Source organism: Burkholderia theae (assembly GCF_048565265.1).
GTDB lineage: Bacteria > Pseudomonadota > Gammaproteobacteria > Burkholderiales > Burkholderiaceae > Burkholderia > Burkholderia theae.
Map to the genome: position 1 here is coordinate 1036594 of NZ_CP183463.1, position 18816 is coordinate 1055409.

At 64.7% G+C, this 18816-nt stretch carries 18 protein-coding genes; 16 read left to right on the forward strand and 2 right to left on the reverse strand.

The window, feature by feature from the left end; all coding sequences use genetic code 11:
- The first annotated feature begins 248 nt into the window (after positions 1-248).
- Entirely contained in the window at positions 249-1487 is a 1239-nt protein-coding gene (locus ACN22W_RS37280) for an SfnB family sulfur acquisition oxidoreductase (RefSeq protein ID WP_419690088.1), read from the forward strand.
- Between the two features lie 56 nt (positions 1488-1543).
- Entirely contained in the window at positions 1544-2278 is a 735-nt protein-coding gene (locus ACN22W_RS37285) for an N-acetyltransferase family protein (protein WP_419690089.1), read from the forward strand.
- Between the two features lie 35 nt (positions 2279-2313).
- On the opposite strand, the gene ACN22W_RS37290 is transcribed toward ACN22W_RS37285, so the two are convergent.
- Complete coding sequence (locus ACN22W_RS37290; RefSeq protein WP_419690090.1) at positions 2314-3192, reverse strand: LysR substrate-binding domain-containing protein; 879 nt, start codon at positions 3190-3192, stop codon at positions 2314-2316.
- A 126-nt stretch (positions 3193-3318) separates the two neighbouring features.
- Here ACN22W_RS37290 and argH point away from each other — a divergent pair, with 126 nt between their 5' ends.
- From argH to ACN22W_RS37325, 7 genes are all read left to right on the forward strand, one after another.
- On the forward strand, positions 3319-4752 hold the full coding sequence (gene argH, locus ACN22W_RS37295; protein ID WP_343495251.1) for an argininosuccinate lyase: 1434 nt from the start codon (positions 3319-3321) through the stop codon (positions 4750-4752).
- The gene (locus ACN22W_RS37300; protein WP_343495252.1) at positions 4746-5639 is read left to right on the forward strand and encodes an amino acid ABC transporter permease; all 894 of its coding nucleotides are present in this window, start codon (positions 4746-4748) and stop codon (positions 5637-5639) included. Before argH ends, ACN22W_RS37300 begins: the two co-directional genes overlap by 7 nt.
- Positions 5636-6439 carry an amino acid ABC transporter ATP-binding protein gene (locus tag ACN22W_RS37305; RefSeq protein WP_419690091.1) on the forward strand — a complete coding sequence of 268 codons (804 nt, stop codon included), beginning with the start codon at positions 5636-5638 and terminating at the stop codon, positions 6437-6439. The genes ACN22W_RS37300 and ACN22W_RS37305 overlap by 4 nt, the downstream gene beginning before the upstream one ends.
- Before the next feature lie 96 nt (positions 6440-6535).
- The gene (locus ACN22W_RS37310; protein ID WP_129517716.1) at positions 6536-7369 is read left to right on the forward strand and encodes an ABC transporter substrate-binding protein; all 834 of its coding nucleotides are present in this window, start codon (positions 6536-6538) and stop codon (positions 7367-7369) included.
- Between the two features lie 7 nt (positions 7370-7376).
- Complete coding sequence (locus ACN22W_RS37315) at positions 7377-8249, forward strand: polysaccharide deacetylase family protein (RefSeq protein WP_419690092.1); 873 nt, start codon at positions 7377-7379, stop codon at positions 8247-8249.
- Positions 8246-9154, forward strand: coding sequence for a polysaccharide deacetylase family protein (locus ACN22W_RS37320; protein ID WP_419690093.1), 909 nt, complete (start codon positions 8246-8248; stop codon positions 9152-9154). The genes ACN22W_RS37315 and ACN22W_RS37320 overlap by 4 nt, the downstream gene beginning before the upstream one ends.
- Complete coding sequence (locus ACN22W_RS37325; RefSeq protein WP_419690094.1) at positions 9151-10545, forward strand: MmgE/PrpD family protein; 1395 nt, start codon at positions 9151-9153, stop codon at positions 10543-10545. Before ACN22W_RS37320 ends, ACN22W_RS37325 begins: the two co-directional genes overlap by 4 nt.
- A 14-nt stretch (positions 10546-10559) precedes the next feature.
- Here ACN22W_RS37325 and ACN22W_RS37330 read toward each other — a convergent pair whose 3' ends face one another.
- The gene (locus tag ACN22W_RS37330) at positions 10560-11078 is read right to left on the reverse strand and encodes a hypothetical protein (protein WP_419690095.1); all 519 of its coding nucleotides are present in this window, start codon (positions 11076-11078) and stop codon (positions 10560-10562) included.
- Here ACN22W_RS37330 and ACN22W_RS37335 point away from each other — a divergent pair.
- From ACN22W_RS37335 to ACN22W_RS37365, 7 genes are all read left to right on the forward strand, one after another.
- Complete coding sequence (locus ACN22W_RS37335; protein ID WP_419690096.1) at positions 11040-11276, forward strand: sigma factor; 237 nt, start codon at positions 11040-11042, stop codon at positions 11274-11276. The two genes, ACN22W_RS37330 and ACN22W_RS37335, sit on opposite strands and share 39 nt — an antisense overlap.
- 63 nt (positions 11277-11339) lie before the next feature.
- Positions 11340-11528 (forward strand): hypothetical protein, encoded by a 189-nt coding sequence (locus ACN22W_RS37340; protein ID WP_419690776.1) that lies wholly within the window; start codon positions 11340-11342, stop codon positions 11526-11528.
- 458 nt (positions 11529-11986) lie between these two features.
- Positions 11987-13057 carry a TauD/TfdA family dioxygenase gene (locus ACN22W_RS37345; RefSeq protein WP_419690097.1) on the forward strand — a complete coding sequence of 357 codons (1071 nt, stop codon included), beginning with the start codon at positions 11987-11989 and terminating at the stop codon, positions 13055-13057.
- 7 nt (positions 13058-13064) lie between these two features.
- Positions 13065-14111: an ornithine cyclodeaminase family protein gene (locus ACN22W_RS37350; RefSeq protein WP_419690098.1), complete on the forward strand. Its 1047-nt coding sequence runs from the start codon at positions 13065-13067 to the stop codon at positions 14109-14111.
- Complete coding sequence (locus tag ACN22W_RS37355; protein ID WP_419690099.1) at positions 14105-15487, forward strand: alanine racemase; 1383 nt, start codon at positions 14105-14107, stop codon at positions 15485-15487. The genes ACN22W_RS37350 and ACN22W_RS37355 overlap by 7 nt, the downstream gene beginning before the upstream one ends.
- A 2-nt stretch (positions 15488-15489) precedes the next feature.
- On the forward strand, positions 15490-16527 hold the full coding sequence (locus ACN22W_RS37360; protein ID WP_419690100.1) for a cysteine synthase family protein: 1038 nt from the start codon (positions 15490-15492) through the stop codon (positions 16525-16527).
- A 41-nt stretch (positions 16528-16568) separates the two neighbouring features.
- Positions 16569-17900 carry an MATE family efflux transporter gene (locus ACN22W_RS37365; RefSeq protein WP_419690101.1) on the forward strand — a complete coding sequence of 444 codons (1332 nt, stop codon included), beginning with the start codon at positions 16569-16571 and terminating at the stop codon, positions 17898-17900.
- Positions 17901-18816 lie beyond the last annotated feature (916 nt).

The window sequence follows — 18816 nt, forward strand, 5'->3', positions numbered from 1 at the left end:
ATAGGAAGCGCGGCGCGGGCGTTCCAATAACCGATTCGCAGATCGTTATCGTCGATCGGCATTACGCGAGCAGGCCGGGGACGCATCGGCGCCCGGGCATCGATTGCGACGCCGAAGCGTGCTGTTGCCAGGCGGGCATCGCGATGTCATTTGTCATCCGAAGGAATATCGTTACGAGAATCGCTCGGTTTGCCGGCCCGCGACGCGCTGCTAGATTGAACGCTTTCGCCATTCGACAGGAGAGTTCGATGTCAGAGACGAGCACCACGATTCAGGCGCGGCCGGCCGATGCGAAACCGCAGGTGACCCGGGTGATCGCCGACGACGCGCAGGCGATCGACGCCGCGCAAGCGCTTGCGCAGCGGCTCGCGGAGGGCGCGGCCGAGCGGGATCGGGAGCGCCGGTTGCCGCGTGACGAGATCGAATGGTTTTCGCAGTCGGGGCTCTGGGCGATCACGGTGCCGAAGGCATACGGCGGCGCGGGCGTCTCGCACGTGACGCTCACCGAGGTGATCAGGATCGTCGCGGCCGCCGATGCGTCGCTCGGACAGCTGCCGCAGAATCATTTCGGGCTGGTCGACGTGATCGCGCTGACCGGCACCGATGCGCAGAAGCGCCATTTCTTCGCGGAAGTGCTGAGCGGCAAGCGGTTCGGCAACGGCTTCTCGGAGAAGGGCACGAAGCACGTGCTCGATCTGAAGACGCGCGTGCGCCGCGACGGCGGCGACTATGTCGTCGACGGCACGAAGTTCTACTCGACGGGCGCGCTGTTCGCGCATTACGTACCGGTGCTCGGCCTCGACGATGCGCAACAGGCGTGGCTTGCCTACGTGCCGCAACCGACGCCGGGGCTGACCGTGATCGACGACTGGTCGGGGTTCGGCCAGCGCACGACCGCGAGCGGCACGGTGGTGCTCGACGGCGTGCGCGTGCCCGCATCGCACGTGTTGTCCGCGCAGCGCGTGTCGGACGAGCCGACGCTCAACGGCCCGCTGTCGCAGATCATCCAGGCGGCGATCGATGCCGGCATTGCCGAGGCGGCCATCGACGATACGCTGGCGTTCGTGCGTACCCGCACGCGGCCGTGGGTCGACAGCGGCGTCGAGCGGGCGGCCGACGATCCGCTGATCCTTCGCGAGATCGGCCGTCTGCACGTCCGGCTTCACGCGGCGCAAGCGCTGCTCGAACGGGCGGCGCGCACGCTCGACGAGATCGGCGCGCGCGGCACGGTGACCGAGGACGATGTTGCGCGCGCATCCGTCGCGGTCGGCGAAGCGAAGGTGCTGACGACCGAGATCGCACTGCTCGCGGGCGAAAAGCTGTTCGAGCTGGCCGGCACGCAATCGACGCTCGCCGAGCACAACCTTGACCGGCACTGGCGCAACGCGCGCACGCATACGCTGCACGATCCGGTGCGCTGGAAATATCACCTGGTCGGTAACTACTACCTGAACGGCGTGCGTCCGGCGCGCCATGCGTGGAATTGAGCCGCTCGCGATCCGGATGCTGACCGACGGGCGTGTCGCACCGTAGACGGTGGTCCTTGATCGAAGCGAGCGCCCGACCGGCGGCGGGTTCGTCGCCGTCAGAAAATCGTTCGGCTGCTCCGTGTTGGTACCGGTCGATCCCGCTCGCCGGACGGGCCGGCGCTGGCCCGCGGGTCATTCGACATCGCTGGCCGGATCGCCGACAATCCGGCGTGTGCACCGCGCCCGCGCGTGCTAGGCCCGCCCGAGAGAGTCTCCCCATGACCGCAATATCCATCAGGTCCGCCAACCTGGACGACGCGCAGGCGATCGCCGATTTTCACGTGAAGGTCTGGCGGCATACCTATCGGGATCTCGCACCCGCGCAAGCGCACGCTGTCCTCGACGAGGACTATCGCGGCAGGACATGGAAGGAAAAGCTGGCGTCGAACGACGGCAACCAGCTGGTGCTCATTGCGGAGACCGACGGCAGGATCGTCGGAATCGGCGCGGCCGGCGCGCCGTCGGAACCGATCTTCGGTGGCCGCGGCGAGATCAAGTTCCTGTATGTCGATCCCGATTTCAAGCGTCGCGGCATTGGCCGCACGCTGCTCGCACAGCTCGCGACGCATTTGGGAAAGTTGCGGTATCAGGGCGCCGCGTTGAGTGTCGTCAAGGGAAACGCGTCAGCGATCGCCTTCTATGAGGCGCTGAATGGCCGGCTTGCAGGCGAGTACGTCGATGCGGGGCCGATCTGGCGGTCGCAGAACATCGTCATGGTGTGGGACGACCTGACGAATCTCATCGGCTGACCCCAACCCCGCTCAACCCTGCCCGACGACGCGCATCACGCGAGGCACGCGCGCAGCCACGACGTGAACGCGGTCACGAGCGGCGTCTCGGTCAGCTCGTGACGCGTGACGAGATAGTACGCATGGCGTGACGGCACCGTTGCGCTGAACGGCCGCACGAGCGTGCCGTCGATCAGGTCGTCGCGCACCGACAGGCTGTCGCCGAGCGCGACGCCTTGCCCGTGCACCGCGGCTTCGACGCCGATGTGGGCGTTGCCGATTTCGAGGATGCGGATGCCCGGCAGCTGGTCGGCGTTTGCTTCCGCCAGCCAGCGCATCCACGAGCCCGCATGCTCGCAGAACAGCGTGCGCCCCGCGAGATCCTGCACCTTGCGGATCGCATCGGGGCCGTTCATCAACGCCGGGCTCACGACCGGGAACAGCGCCGGATGCTCGAGCAGCTCGACGCGCCGGTTGCGCCAGTTGCCTTCCCCGTAGCGAATGCAGACGTCGACGTCCGACGAATAGATCTCGCGATCGTCGTTCGACGGAATCACCTTCAGATGAATGCCCGGATAACGCTCGAGAAAATCGCCGATGTGCCGCGCGAGCCAGCGCGACGTCAGCGACAGCGGCGTCGACACGACGAGATCGCCGACGGCGACCGGCGAATCGAGCCTGACGGTGGCGTTCGCGATCATGTCGAACGCGGCGCCGACTGGCTCCAGCAGCGCCTCGCCTTCGGGCGTGAGCTTCACGCGCGCCTTTGATCGGACGAATAGCGCGACGCCGAGCGTGCTTTCGAGAATGCGGATCTGGTGGCTGACCGCGCTCGCGGTCACGTGCAGTTCGTCGGCCGCCGCCGACACGGTGCCACGCCGGGCGGCGGCCTCGAATGCGCGAAGCGGGTTCAGCGGGGGCAGGCGGTTGCGCATCGGCGGGGGCGTCGGAGGCGACGGTGCTGAGAAAAATTCCATTTAAGCGGAGTCAATTTCTCGCTACAACAAAAAAAATTGAATGCCTACAGTGGGGGCAATCCAACCGAGTCGAGGTCGACCGCAATGAGCCTTACCGAACCGATCGAACGTCTGTGGGGCGGCCGCTTCCAGTCGCAACCGTCCGATGCGCTGCAGAACCTGTCCCGCTCCGATCCGAGTTTCTACCGACTCGTGCCGTACGACCTGGCGGGCTCCCGCGCACACGCTCGCGAGTTGAATCGCGCCGGCATCGTGAACGACGACGAACTCGCGCAGCTGCTGGCCGCGATGGACGGCATGGCGCGCGACTACGCGGCCGGTGCGATCGCGCCGTCGCTCGCCGACGAGGACGTGCATACGTTCCTCGAGCGCGTGCTCACGCAGCGCCTGCCGGCGCTCGGCGGCAAGCTGCGCGCCGGGCGTTCGCGCAACGACCAGGCGGCGAACGACCTGCGCCTGTACCTGCGCGACAAGGCGCGCCAGCTCGTGCGCGGTGTGCTCGACCTGCAGGAAGCGCTGATCGGCCAGGCGAGCCGGCACGTCGACACGGTGACCGCCGGTTTTACCCATCTGCAGCCCGCACAGCCGATCGTGTTCGGCCATCAGTTGCTGGCGCACGCGCAGTCGCTGTATCGCGACGCCGACCGTCTGGTCGACTGGGACCGCCGCACCGCGCGTTCGCCGCTCGGCGCGGCCGCGCTGGCGGGTTCGGCGATCTGCGTGCGGCCCGACCTGTCCGCGCAGGAGCTCGGTTACGACGCGCCGTGCGAGAACTCAATCGACGCCGTGGCCGCACGCGATCACGTCGCCGAATTCACGTTCGTTGCGAGCATGCTGGCCGTGAACCTGTCTCGCCTGTCGGAAGAAGTGATCCTGTGGACGTCGCGGCAATTCCGCTGGGTGGAACTCGACGACGGTTATGCGACGGGCAGCTCGATCATGCCGCAGAAGAAGAACCCGGACATCGCGGAACTGACGCGCGGCAAGGCGGGGCGCCTGATCGGCAATCTGACGGGCCTGCTCGCGACGCTGAAGTCGCTGCCGCTCGCGTACAACCGCGATCTCGCGGAAGACAAGATCGCCGCGTTCGATTCGATCGACACGCTCGAACTCGTGCTGCCGGCGATGGCGGGGATGATCCGCACGATGCGCGTGAACGTCGACGAGATGCGTCGCCAGGCGCCGCTCGGCTTCACGCTCGCGACCGAGGTCGCGGACTGGCTTGCGTTGACGGGCGTGCCGTTCAGCGAGGCGCATGAGATCACCGGCGCGCTCGTGCGGGCGTGCGAACGCGACGGCATCGAGCTCGCGGACGCGAGTGCGGAACAGTTGCAGGCCGTCGACCCGCGCCTCGCGCCGGCGGTGCGCGCGCATCTGACGCTCGACGCGGCCGTCGCCGCGCGCGGCGGTGCGGGCGGCACGTCGCCCGCGCGCGTGCGCGAGCAGATCGGCCGCTTGAGTCACGCAATCGAACGCCAGGCCGCATGGGCGGCCGACTACCGGGGGCCGTCATGCTGAGCGCATCCGATTCGCACCGTCTCGACGGCGCACCAGGGCCGGCTGACGCCGCGGCAGACGACACCGTAGGCCTCGTGCGCGTGCGCCGGCGCTACTGGGGCCGTTATGTCGCGTCGATCGCGATCATTGCCGCGCTCGCCTACGTGGTCGCCGCGTTCGCGCGCGGACAGATCGAGTGGCGCGTCGTCGGCCAGTTCCTGACCGCGCGCTCGATCCTGACGGGGCTCGGCAACACGATCGTGATGACCGTCCTCGCGATGACGCTCGGCATCGTGCTCGGCGTCGTCACCGCGGTGATGCGGCTGTCGTCGAACCCGGTGCTCGGCGCGATCGCGCAGGGCTACATCTGGCTGTTCCGCGGCACGCCGGTGATCCTGCAACTGCTGCTGTGGTTCAACCTCGCACTGGTGTTCCCGACGCTCGGTATCCCGGGTATCGCCGAGTTCCGGACCGTCGACGTGATGACGCCGTTCCTCGCGGCTGTGCTCGGGCTCGGCATCAACCAGGGCGCGTATACGTCGGAAGTCGTGCGCGCGGGGCTGCTGTCGGTCGACACCGGCCAGTACGAGGCCGCGAAATCGATCGGCATGCCGCGCCTGCAGGCGCTGCGCCGGATCATCCTGCCGCAGGCGATGCGCGTGATCGTGCCGCCGATCGGCAACGAGCTGATCGGCATGGTCAAGCTGACGTCGCTCGCGAGTGTCGTGCAGTACGCGGAGATGCTGCACAACGCGCAGAACATCTACTACGCGAACGCCCGCGTGATCGAGTTGCTGATCGTCGCGGGCATCTGGTATCTCGCGGTCGTCACCGTGCTGTCGCTCGCGCAGGCACGCGTCGAACGGCGCTTTGCACGCGGCGCGGGTCGCGCGGCGGGCCGCGCATGAACGGCACGACCCTCAACCATCGGGAGAACGTCATGACGAACGCGGTCGTTCGCGCAGTCGACGTGCGCAAGTCGTACGGCGATTTCCAGGCACTGCACGGCATCACGCTCGACGTCGCGCAAGGTGAAGTGCTGTGCATCATCGGGCCGTCGGGCTCGGGCAAGAGCACGTTCCTGCGCTGCATCAACCAGCTCGAGACGATCAGCGCGGGCGCGCTGTGGGTCAACGGCGAACTGGCCGGCTACCGGCGCACCGGCAACCGGCTCCACGAGTTGTCGGAGCGCCAGGTCGCGCGCCAGCGGCTGGCGACGAGCATGGTGTTCCAGCGCTTCAACCTGTTCCCGCACAAGACCGCGCTCGAAAACGTGATCGAGGGCCCCGTGCAGGTGCTCAAGCGCCGCCGCGCGCAAGCGGAGGAGGAAGCGCATGCGCTGCTCGCGCGGGTCGGGCTCGCGCACAAATGCGACGCGTTTCCGGTCGAGCTGTCGGGCGGCCAGCAGCAGCGCGTCGCGATCGCGCGGGCGCTCGCGATGCATCCGCAACTGATCCTGTTCGACGAGCCGACGTCGGCGCTCGATCCCGAGCTCGTCGGTGAGGTGCTGGCTGTAATGCGCGATCTCGCGAAGAGCGGCATGACGATGATCGTCGTCACGCACGAGCTCGGCTTCGCGCGCGAGGTGGCCGACCGCGTCGTGTTCATGGACGGCGGCCGGATCGTCGAGAGCGGGCCGCCTGACCAGGTGCTGTCCGCGCCGACGCACGCGCGCACGCGCGATTTCATCTCGGCCGTGATTGCGTAAACGGGCCGGGCGCCCCGTATCGCCGCGCCCGATCGATGGAGCCGTCAACCAGACCGGCGCAGCACCCCATTACTTCACCACGACAAGGCGACACCCATGAAAGCATCCGTCCTGACCCGCACGCTGGCCGCCGTCGCATTCGGCGCGCTCGCGCTTCATGCCTCCTTCGCAGTCGCGCAGGCGGCGAGCGCGAAACGCACGCTGAACGTCGCGATCGTGCCGAACTATCCGCCGTTCGAATACAAGGACCCGGCGACCGACAAGCTCGCGGGCTTCGACGTCGATCTCGGCGAAGCGCTCGCCGCGAAGATGGGCGCGAAAGTGAACTGGGTCGAGACGAGTTTCGACCAGATGATGAGCGCGGTCGCGACGCAACGCGTCGACATGATCCTGTCCGGCATGACCGACCTGCCGACGCGCCGCGACGCGGTGACGTTCGTCGACTACATCGAGACGGGGCCGCAGTTCTACACGCTGAAGACGCGCGCCGGCGAGTTCGCGCAGATGAGCGCGCTGTGCGGCAAGCGCGTCGGGTCGAGCCGGCGCACGTCGTTCCCGGACAACACGACCGCGTGGAGCGCGGAGAACTGCGTGAAGGCCGGCAAGCCGGCAATCGTCGTGGTCGGCACCGACGGTTCGTCGGATGCGCGCATGCAGTTGCGCCAGAACCGCATCGACGCGGCCGTGCAGGGCGGCGAGACGCTGCCCTACCAGAACAGCCTCGAGCAGAACGCATACGCGCCGGTCGGCAAGCCGTTCCTGTCGCAATACACGGGCATCGGCGTCGCGAAGAGCAACACCGCGCTCAGCAGCGCGCTGACGACGGCGCTCAACCAGATGATCGCGGACGGCTCGTACCACAAGCTGCTCGCGAAGTGGGGGCTGCAGGAACACGCGGTGGCGAAGGCGATGATCAACGGCACGCACTGAGCGCGCGATGACGGACCTGGCTCCCCGCTGGCCGGACGCGAAGCGCGCATGCGTCGCGCTCGCGTTCGATCTCGACGGCCCGACCGGCGACGCGATGCTGAACGGGTCGATCTGGCGCAACCCCGCGTATTTCACGCTCGGCAGCTACGGGCCGTGGCGCGCGCTCGGCCGGTTGCTCGACATGCTCGCGGCGTTCGATCTGCCCGCGACGTTCTTCGTGCCTGCGTGGGTCGCGCGGACGTGGCCCGCGCAATGCGCGGCGATCGTCGAGCGCGGCCACGAGATCGGCTACCACGGCTATCGGCACGAAGCGTTCTGGACGCTCGAGCCCGAGCGGCAGCGCGAGATCATGGCGCAGTCGGCCGAGATCCTCGCACGTACGCTCGGCGTGCGGCCGGTCGGCTTTCGCACGCCATCCGGCGACTGGAGCGCGGCGACGGTGGCCGTGCTGCGCGAAGCCGGCGTGCGTTATTCGAGCTCGATGCGCGGCGACGACCGGCCGTACCTGCTGCACGGCGAGGACGGCGAGCCGCCGCTCGTCGAGATACCCGGCCGTTGGGAGACCGACGACTACGCGTCGCTTGCGTATCACCGCAACCCCGATTACCCGGCCGGGCTCGACCGGATCGCGGGCTACGACGCGACGCTCGACAACTGGATACGCGAATTCGACGGCGTGGTGCGGGACGGGCTGTGCCTGACGACGCTGCTGCATCCGAAGGTCTGCGGCAAGCCCGGCCGCATCGCGCTGCTCGAGGCGTGGCTTGGCCACATGCGCGCGCAGGACGGCGTATGGTTCGCGCGCTGCCGCGAAGTGGCCGACTGGTGGCTTGCGCAGCACGCACGAGACACGCAACCCACGCAACGGAGCGGCCAGTGACGACACTGCCTTCATGGCCGGGCGGCGCGCGATGCGCGGTCGCGATCACGGTCGACTTCAACGACATTCACGGTATCCAGACCCGCGAGCCGCGCATCGTCGGCCGCGAGAAATCGCTGTCGGTCTGGCGTTACGGCGCGACGCGCGGCGTCGACCGGCTGCTCGCGGCATTCGACGCGTTCGGCGTCCCGGCGAGCTGGTTCGTCCCGGGCATCGTCGCCGAAACGCATGCGGACGCGGTGCGCGCGATCGCCGCGGCGGGCCACGAGCTCGGCGTGAGCGGCTATCGCTGCGAAGACTTCGACGTGTTGCCGCTCGCCGCGCAGGTCGATGCGTGCCGCGCCGGGCGAGCGGCGCTCGCCGACACGATCGGGCGCGACGTGGAAGGCTTCCGCTCGTTCACCGGCAACTGGGCCGACGGTTTCGCGGATTGCCTGGTCGCGGAAGGCTTCACGTGGTCGTCGTCGTGGCGCGGCGACGATCTGCCGTATGTGCATCCACGCGGCGACGGCGGCGCGGACGGCGCGCGGCTCGTCGAGCTGCCGCTGCACTACGAACTCGAAGACGCGCCGTACTTCGAGTTCAACCTGTCGCCGCCCGTGCCGGCCGGGCAACCGCGCATCGCGGCATACCGCGACGTGCTCGACAACTGGCGGCGCGACGTCGACGGGTTTCGGCGCTTCGGGCTGTGCTGCGTGCTGCGCCTGCATCCCGAGATCATCGGCACCGCAGGGCGGATCGACTTGCTGCGCGCATTGCTCGCGCATTTGCGTGACGCGGGCGACGTATGGTTCGCGACAGGGCGCGACATCGCGCGCTGGTGGCGTGCACAGGCGCCCGTCAATGCCCCGGGACATCCGGTCGACGTGTTCGCGCGTTGCGTGGCAGAGGAGTCGGCGCGATGACGATGGATACGGAAACGCGCGCAACGCGGCTTGCGACATTCGTCGCGCAGACGGCCGCCGATGCATTGCCGGACGACGTCGTCGCGAAAGCCAAGCGTCATGTACTCGATACGTTCGGTGCGGCGCTGGCGGGCGCGTCGGCCGTCGAGACGCGTAGCGCCCGTGCGCTGACCGGCGCCGTCGCGCAGGGCGGCGCATCGCTGTGGGGTACGCGACGCGCCGCAGGCGCGCGCGATGCGGCGTTCGTCAACGGGATTGCCGCGCACGCGCTCGAACTCGACGATTCCGGCGGCTGCGATCATTCGGGCGCGGTCGTGCTGCCGGCCGTGCTCGCCGCGCTGTCGTGCGCGGGGCGCCCGGTGACGGGCCGCGAATGCGTGGCGGCGATCGTACTCGGCTACGACGTCGGCCGGCGCGTGCTCGAGGCAGCGGGCGGCTATTCGGTGCATAACGGCGCGGGCTGGCACTCGACGCTCAGTTGCGGCGTGTTCGGTGCGGCGGCCGCGAGCGCGCGCGTGCTCGGGCTCGACGCCGCGCGCACGCGCGACGCGCTGGGCCATGCGGCGAGTTTCGCGGGCGGCCTGTGGGGTTTCATCCACGACGGATCGCAGACGAAACGACTGCACGCCGGGCGTGCGGCGGAGGGCGGCGTGCTCGCGGCGCTGCTCTCGCGTGAAGGCGTGAGCGGCCCCGCGCACGTGTTCGACGACGTGTGGGGCGGTTTTTTCAACACCTTCGCCGCGCAATCGCATGCGCCCGATGCGTTGACCGACGGCCTCGGTGCGCACTGGAAGCTGATGCGCTGTTCGATCAAGCCGCACGCATCGTGCCGCAGCGCACATGCGGCCGTCGACGCGGCGCTGCAGCTCGCGGACGGCCGCACGTTCACGGCGGGCGAGATCGAACGGGTGGTCGTGCGGGCGAGCGGGTTCGTCGCCCGCATGTGCGGCGGTCGCGACCTGTCGACGCTGTCGTCCGCGCAGATGAGCCTGCCGTACGCGGTGGCGGCGGCGCTTGCATTCGGCGACACGGGGATCGGCGTGTATCGCGCGGACCGGCGCAACGATCCGCGCGTGACCGCGCTGCTCGCGCGCATCGCGGTCGACGTCGATCCGGCGCTCGGCGATCTCGACGAGCCGACGGTGATCCTGCATCGCCTGGATGGCGGACGGGAATTGTGTCACGTGCCGATCGCGCTCGGCGACCCACGCAATCCGCTGTCGGACGCGGCGCTACTGGCGAAATATCGTGCGCTGGCGGGCACGGCGCTCGACGGCGCACGTGCCGATGCGCTGAGCGACGTGTGTCTGTCGCTGGAGCGGCTGGCGGACGCGCGCGTGATGAATGACTGGCTTGCGGGTGATGCGGAGGCTGTCGAGGCGATTGTTTGAAGCGGAAAGCCCGGTCAGCATTGGTTTGCGGCGCGCGGGGCGTCCAAAGTCAAACCAAATGCGATTGTTTCCGGGTGATCCGGCCAGGTCCGCTGAAAACCGTCCAAGCCCCGTCTGACAATGGTTTGCGGAATACGGGTGGTCTGCCGCCTTCCACGGAAATCCTCCACGAGCCGCGACTTTTTAGTGATTTTTAGTGTTCGTGGTGTTGGGTAGGTTTTGCTTGGGATGCACGGGCCGATCGGGTGACGATATCGATGGAGGGCGATCATGGGTGCACTGACCGTAACCAGTTTCAGCAGCGCCTGTTGATCGATTGCAATGTCCTCGCGCCGGGTCCAACGGGCAGGCTGACGCGTCGACAGGGATTTTGAAGTAACGACAGCTTCAACCCGGCTGTAAAGTATTGCAAGGGAAGTGGAAGTTAGTTTATAAACACAAACGATTCGTATTTCCCTCCCACCTGCAGCCATTGATGTTGAAGGGGTCGTGACATGACCGTCACGCAGTCCGCCGTGCATCAGCATGTCCATGTTCGTTATCGTGACCATCAAGGCTGGCTGCAAAGCTGGCTACGTCGGCGGTTGGGAGATGCCGCCGACGCTGCTGATCTTGTCCACGACACATTTCTGCGCCTGATTCTCAAACCAGCACTCAAGGATTTCGGTAGCGAGGCTGTAGCGCGGGCTTATCCGCGTGCGATTGCGCAGGGGATGTGCATCTGGCGCTGATCGACGTCGGTCTCGTTTGCTGACGCATGTCGGTGATCCTTCCAGCGGCCGGTTCGGAGGACGATGTTCGAGCTGATCGCCCAGGCCTCGATCTGCGGCGGTAGGCGCGGATCCCGTTTGCGAAGTGTGTCGCGTAAAGCAATTGTCGCTTTGAATATTTCGTTAAACGAATTAATTGATGAATTGAGTCGTCATCGGGATGGCTACGTCGGCGTCGACACGCGGGTCGCGGGAATCACGGTGGTTGACTGATTCGAGAAAAAAATTATCCGGATTCGGTTCGCGTTTCTGGTCCTCATCCGGTTAACAGAGGAAAGGGGATCATTCGCGATGGGTTCATGCGCTGAATGGCGGCGTGTTGATCCAGCGTGAAGTTGGTGACGATGGCGCCCGCTGCCATCCCGGAGCGCCCGCCTGACACGCGGGAGCGCGGCCGTTGTCCGGTAAGCCGCGTAGACGTTGATCGGATAGCTGAAAGGCATCTTTTTTCCTGGCATTGCGACTTCAAAGGATCAAGACCTCATCAGACGAGCGCGATTGTCTTGTCCGCGGAGATCGGCATGTAAGGAATGCCATCAGCACCACCAAAACGATACTGAGAGATGACGGCCCGCAATGCGCCACGGAGCAAAGCGGTCGTCGACGACGAAAGCTCGGGCGTTCGCCGCACCACAGGTGCGTGATTGCCCGTTTTCACACGAGGGAAATGTATGAATCTTTCCGAAGGCATCGATCCATCCGGCCTGCGGCCGGTTTCGAAGTCGCTCGCTATCTATGAATTGCGCGACGACGAGGTGGCCCGACTTGCCGACATTTCGCAGGAGTTGATCGCTCAATACGACAGTGTCGAGAGTGTCGCGTTTGCCAACGATTGCATGCTGGCCGCGCAGGAATTGCCGCGCTCGCTGCGTTCTCTGGCGCATCGCTATCGACAACTGGAACTGCCGTGCAGTGTGCTTCTGTTGCGCGGAATGCCGGTGGACGACACCCGCATCGGCCCGTCGCCGTTGCACTGGGACGCGCCATGGCGCAACCCGCGATCTCTGAATGAAGAAGTCATGCAATGCCTGATGACGTCGCTGCTGGGTGACATGTTCGGTTGGCGCACGCAGGAAAACGGTCGCTTCCTGCGTCACATCGTGCCGATCAGGAAGGACCATGCCGAGCAACTCGGCGGCGGCAGCAGTGTGACGCTCGTGTGGCACAACGAGGAGGCGTTTCACGAGCATCGAGCCGACTTCCTTTCGATTCTTTGCTACCGCAACGACGAGCGGGCAGAAACGATTTTCTGCGGGATTGAGGAAATCGGGATTCCAGACGACATGTGGCGGGTATTGAGCGCCCAACGCTTCATGATTCTTCCGGACAAGTCGCACCTGCCCGAGCAGAACGTCAGCGAACACTGGCGACTTGACGATCATGTATTCGCGCACATCCGCCGCATGCACGAGAACCCGGAGCCGGTGTCGGCCCTGTCCGGGCTGCGCGCGAAGCCGTGGTTGCGTGTGGACGAGGCATTCATGGCGGCACTGCCTGGCGACGAGGAGGCGGAGTGTGCGTTGCGCTGGCTGATCGACGCCTGCTATACGCATCGCACGAGCGTTGTGATGCATCCAGGCGACATGGTCTGGGTTGATAACAAGCGCGCCGTCCACGGACGCACCATCTACAGCCCCAACTATGGACCGCGCCAGCGCTGGTTGCGGCGTGTCAATGTCCACGTCAACCTGCGCGAGACGTTGCCGTTCCGGCAGGCCCCTTCGATGCGCGAAATCCTGTGAGACACGAATGAATACGATGACATTAGCGATGCCCGGTGCGACCAAACCCGACGCGGACGTACGACCGCGGCTTGCGACGCAACCGTCAAGGCTGCTTGTGCTTGGCAAGCACGTGATCGACGAACTCGACTACGACCCATCGATGGTGCTCGAGGCGGTCGAGGGTGCATACCTTGGCCTTGCTTCCGGCGAATCGGAGAATCCGCGCAAGCTGATGAGCCAGCCGGCCGACAAGCATTCGGTTGCGTATTCGATGCTTGGCCGAGACGGTGGGCGTAAAACTGTCGGATTCAAGACGTCGTATAAATACGATCCCGAACACAACCGCGAACTACAGAAGTACTACACGACATTGCTGCTGTTCGACGACGAAACCGGTATGCCCGTTGCACTGATGGACGGCAGCCTGGTCGGGTCGCTGCGTACGCCGGCCGTGTCGGCCTTGATCGCGCGTGTTGCCGCGCCGGATGCCAGAACGGCACTTGTCGTCGGCACCGGAACGCAGGGGCGTATGGCGGCGCCGTTCCTGCTAACCGCCCTGCCGGACATCGAGCGGGTGATCGTACACGGCCACTATGAATCGGGAATCGATGCCGTGCGCAGCACGCTGAAGCGCTTTCACCCTGACCGTGACATCGAGGTGTCGACGGATCTCGCCGCGTCGGCGAGGGAGGCGGACATCGTGCTTGGTGTGGCCGGCGCCGGCGTATCGGAGACGGTGCGTCACGCGGCGCTGAAGCCGGGCGCGCTTGCACTTCTGGTCGGATACGGGATTCACGCCGACGCGCTGCATCGTGCCGACTACCGGATCGCGACAAGCGAGGCACAGATGCTGGTGACCGGCGCCGATCTCGTCGACGAATCCGGCAAGCTTCCTGCTGTCGATGCGGAGCTTCCGGACATACTGCTCGGTCGTAAGCCGGCACGGCGCAATGATGGCGACATCGTCTACGCGTTCAACAGCGGAATGATCGTGACCGACATTGCGCTTGGGCGCGTGTTGGCCGACGCGGCTCGGGTGAAAGGGCTCGGCGAGGAAGTCGAACTATGGTGAGCGACATCCCCCGACTGCCCGCGTTGTGGGACCCTGCATTGCGCGATTTCCTGGACGGGCATCAGGCAATGATCCGCGATCTGGCGGACGGCTTCGACGCGCCGGTCCATTTCCTGTTTCCAGAGCGATTCGTCCGCAATGTCGCGGCGTTCCAGCGCGTGCTCGACGCATATCGGGTTCCGGGGCGGGTGTACTACGCGAAGAAGGCGAACAAGGCGCGCTGCTTTGCGCACATGGCGGCAGACGCAGGGATCGGCGTCGACGTCGCGAGTGCGGGCGAGTTCGCCGACGCGCTGGCCGCGGGTGTGTGCGGAGCCGACATTGGCGTATCCGGTCCCGCAAAGGCGAGTGCGCTGTTACGGCTCGCAATCCTGCACGATGCGTTGATTGCCGTCGACAGTATCGATGAACTCGATCGTCTGGCCGCGATTGCGCAGCAATCGAATCGAGTCGCACGTGTTCTGCTGCGCATGGCGCCAGGTGTGCAAAATGAGAGTCGATTCGGGTTGAGTGCCGAAGCGCTCAGTCTGGCGCTGTCGGCGTGTGTCGCGATGCGGTCGTCGATCACCCTTGAAGGGTTCTCGTTTCATCTGTCCGGTTACAGTGCAACGGCCCGCTGCAATCAGGCGGGGATCGCGCTGCGCGCGTGCATTGCCGCTCGAGCGCTCGGTCTTGCGCCACACACGATCAACATCGGCGGTGGCTTTGCGATGTCGTACGCCAGCGAGGGTGACTGGCTCGCATTCCAGGGCGCACACCGCGCCGGCGATTACCATGCAAACAAGGTATTCGACGGCTTCTATCCGTATTACTCGGCGTGCGGCGGCGCGCAGATGCTTGATGCAATCCTGACCGGCATCCCTGATGCAGAATCAACGTCGCTCGCCGAACTGGTACGTGAGCACGGCTTGCAAGTCATGCTGGAACCGGGGCGCGCGCTGCTGGATCAGGCGGGATTCACGGTTTTTGCCGTGCAAGGCGTGAAGGATTGCGGCGACTATGGCATAGCGACCGTCAACGGCACGAGCTTCAGTGTGTCCGAGCAATGGTTTGCCAGCGAATTCCTCCCCGATCCAGAGCTGCTGACGCACGTGCACGAGTCGTCGCAATCTCTGCGTGCGGCAGGCCCTTATCGCGCGTGCGTCGGCGGCGCGAGCTGCCTCGATTCCGACATGCTGACCTGGCGCAAGATCGCGTTCGAGCAACGCCCCGAACCTGGCGATCTCCTGATCTACCCAAACACGGCCGGCTATCAGATGGATTCCAACGAGTCTCCATTTCACGAATTGCCGCTCCCGCCAAAGCTTGTATTAACGCTCGATGGCGCGCGGCCGCGTTGGCGCGTCGATCGCCATTTCCAGATCTCCGGAGCCTGACAATGAATGTACGTTTTCTCGGTGAACAAGCCACGATTACCATGCCCGCGATCGTGTCGAAAGTATCGGATCTTATCGGCCGCACGCCGCTGTTCGAATTGATTCGCGGCGCCAACGGAGCGCGCATCCTGCTCAAGCTGGAATCGACGAATCCGACCGGCAGCGCAAAGATTCGGATGGCAAGGCAGATGCTCGACGAAGCGGAGCAGGACGGAAGCCTGCGGCCGGCCGGGCGCGTGATCGAATCGACCTCCGGCAACACAGGTATGGGCCTGGCGCTATTGTCGGCTGAGCGCGGTTACCGATTTACCGCAGTCGTGGACTGCCACGCGTCGAAAGACAAGCTGCGCGCGATGCAGGCGTTCGGCGCGGAACTCGTCTACGTGAGCGATGGTGAAGCACTCGCGACGGTGGACCGGGAGGCGCTTGCCGAGCGAATGGCAGCCGACGACCCGGACAGCATCTGGACCGAGCAGCACAACAATCCGGCGAATGGCAACGGCTATCGCGAGCTGGCACGCGAGTTGCGCGAGATTCTCGGAGATCGAATCGACTTCCTGGTCGGTTCGGTCGGCACCGGCGGCTCGCTTTTCGGCACTGCGCGCGAACTGCTCGCGACGGGCGCCGCGCCACGTGTCATCGGTGTCGAACCGGTCGGCTCGATCGCATTCGGCGGCGAAGGTGGATCCTATTATCAGTCCGGCACCGGGACGCCACCTGGAGCCGAAATTGGTGCATTGGTCGACTACGCGCTACTCGACGAAGGGGTCAAGGTGACGGACGCGGCCGCATTCAATACCGCCCGCTACATCGCACGCAAGAGATCGCTGCTCGTCGGCGGCTCGGCAGGCGGCGTTATCTGGCATGCACTGAAGATGCTCGATTCGTTGCCGGCCGATTCGACGCTTGTCATCCTGGTATGCGACGGCGGCGAGAAGTATCTCGACACGGTGTTTAACGACGAGTGGATGCGCGAGCGAAATCTGCTCGACGATTCCATCGCCCGCGAACTCGAACCCATATTCTCCCGCGCCGTATGAAACTTCATCGACAAGTCTGGCTCGATGTCAGGAAAATCGGCTTGCTCGCTGCCCCTCTTGTTCTCACGCAGCTGGCCCAGGTGGCGCTGACGACGACCGACATTGTAATGATGGGAATGCTTGGACCGCGCGAGATTGCCGCCGGTGGTCTCGCTTTGACGATCTTCAATCAGTTTCGGACGATGGGGACCGGGCTCGTGACGGGGACCGGCAATCTGGTCGCGTTCGCCAACGGCCAGCAAGCTCATGCGGAAATCTTGCGGCTGGGGCGCGCCGGTTTTGCGCTATCGACGCTTGCGGCACTGGTGTTTTCGCTACTGATGCTGTGTATCGAAATGCCGCTCGTCTGGCTCGGGCAAGATCCCGATGTTGCAAGGCAAGCCTCGTTCTATCTTGCGGCTGCCGCACCCGGTATATTGCCGTGCCTGTGGTTCCAGGCGCTTCGGCAATATACCGTCGGCTTGCGCAAGCCAGGGCCGCTACTGGTGATCACGGTCGTTTCGATCGTTGTCAACGCAGCGCTCGACTACGCATTGATGTTCGGCCGGTTCGGCTTCCCCAAGCTCGGTTTGATTGGCATTGCCTGCGCAACCAGCAGCGTGTACCTGCTCTCTTTCATTGCGTTTCTCATGATCGCAAGGCGCCGGCCGGAACTGGCCGAGAACCTGTCGCTTGCTGTCTGGCGCACGGACGCTGAAGCATTGGCGAGAACGTGGCGAATGGGGCTTCCGATCGCGGCCACGTATGGGTCGGAAGCGGCGTTCTTCACTGTCCTTACGCTCGTGATCGGAACGCTCGGTACCGATGCGCTCGCCGCCCAGACGATCGTCAATCAGGTGATTTACATCGTATTCATGATTTCGGTCGGTTTGTCTCATGCATCATCGATCAGCATCAGCCACGCGTGCGCGCAGCACGACTATCGCGGCGCCCGCCGGCTCGGTTATACCGGACTCGGGCTTGGCGTCGGGGCCATGCTGATCGTTGCGCTGCCGTATCTCGTCACACCGACCCGCGTGCTTGCGCCATTCCTCGACAACAGCGTTGCCGCGAGTGCGGAAGTCCTGCGACTCGCAGGAGGACTGCTGACGATCGCGGCGCTGCTGCAGATCTTTGATTGCAGCCAGAACATCGGTGTCGGCATTTTGCGGGGCCTCGGCGACGTGACAAGCTCGTTCCGTATCTCGATCGTCGGGTACTGGATGATCGGTCTGCCTGTCGCATGGGCGGCCGGTGTGCTGCTGGGGTATGGCATCTACGGAATCTGGAGCGGACTCGCGATCGGGCTTGCCGCAACGGCGTCGATGCTGCTTCACAAGTTCGAGGGCCGCCTTCGAGTGCTGACGAAGCATGCTCGCACGGGGCATTCGTGAACAAGCTGAACGGTCCCGATGTACAAGCAGGTGACGGATCGATACGCGAATGCGCGTAGTACCGCACAGTATCGAACGCATCGATTGCCGAGCTGCGCCGAACGTGCTCAAGCGTCGGTGCCCGGCGGTGATGGCCCAACACCATCACCGCCGACCGTAGGGCGTTTGTCGCTGCTGCGCGTGCCGCGCCTGCTGCCCGGCTACGTACGGGAATGCGTCGCGAGACGAACTCCGGACTTCTGGATGGATGGCGAGCGGGTCGTTGAGCGCTTGCCGGCCCGTACGCCCTGTCCACCAAAGACGACAAGGCAGCTTTATTGCAACCGCTACCGGTATGCAGCAAAGACGTCGTCATGCTCTCGGTGACGTAGCCACTTACGAGATGTGCAAGTCATTACAGTGATCGCCAGCGGTCGCTCGAATGGATTGCCGATTAAATACGTCGATTGCCTGTCAGTTTTGACAGTCTGCCGGGATATACAAGAACAAGGAAATATGGCTGTATCAAAATATTGGGATTCCCTTCAACATCGTTGTCCTCGCTTGACCATCTCGATGATTGATTGTCACTGATTCCGATGATGTGAATAATTGATGGCACTATGTGAATGAATGAAATTGAAGCCCGGGTGAGTTGGAAATTTTTTCGAGTTCGTCAGGCTGCAGGTTTGTCGAAGTGGCGCGCATCATCAACTTTTTTGAAATTTTGTGCGTCCTTGTGGCGAATCGTTGGTATGGAGTGCTTGGTTTGTTTGTAATACGGAAGAAAGCTTCATTACATATTTTTTTCGATGAGTAATGTTCCTGCCATCTGTACTCCGATATACTTGCGCAATGTCAAATTTAAAGCGTGGAATCCAGATGCGGGGGTTAATCGGGGAGGTGTCCTGGTGACCGCCGATTCGGATGTTGGAAC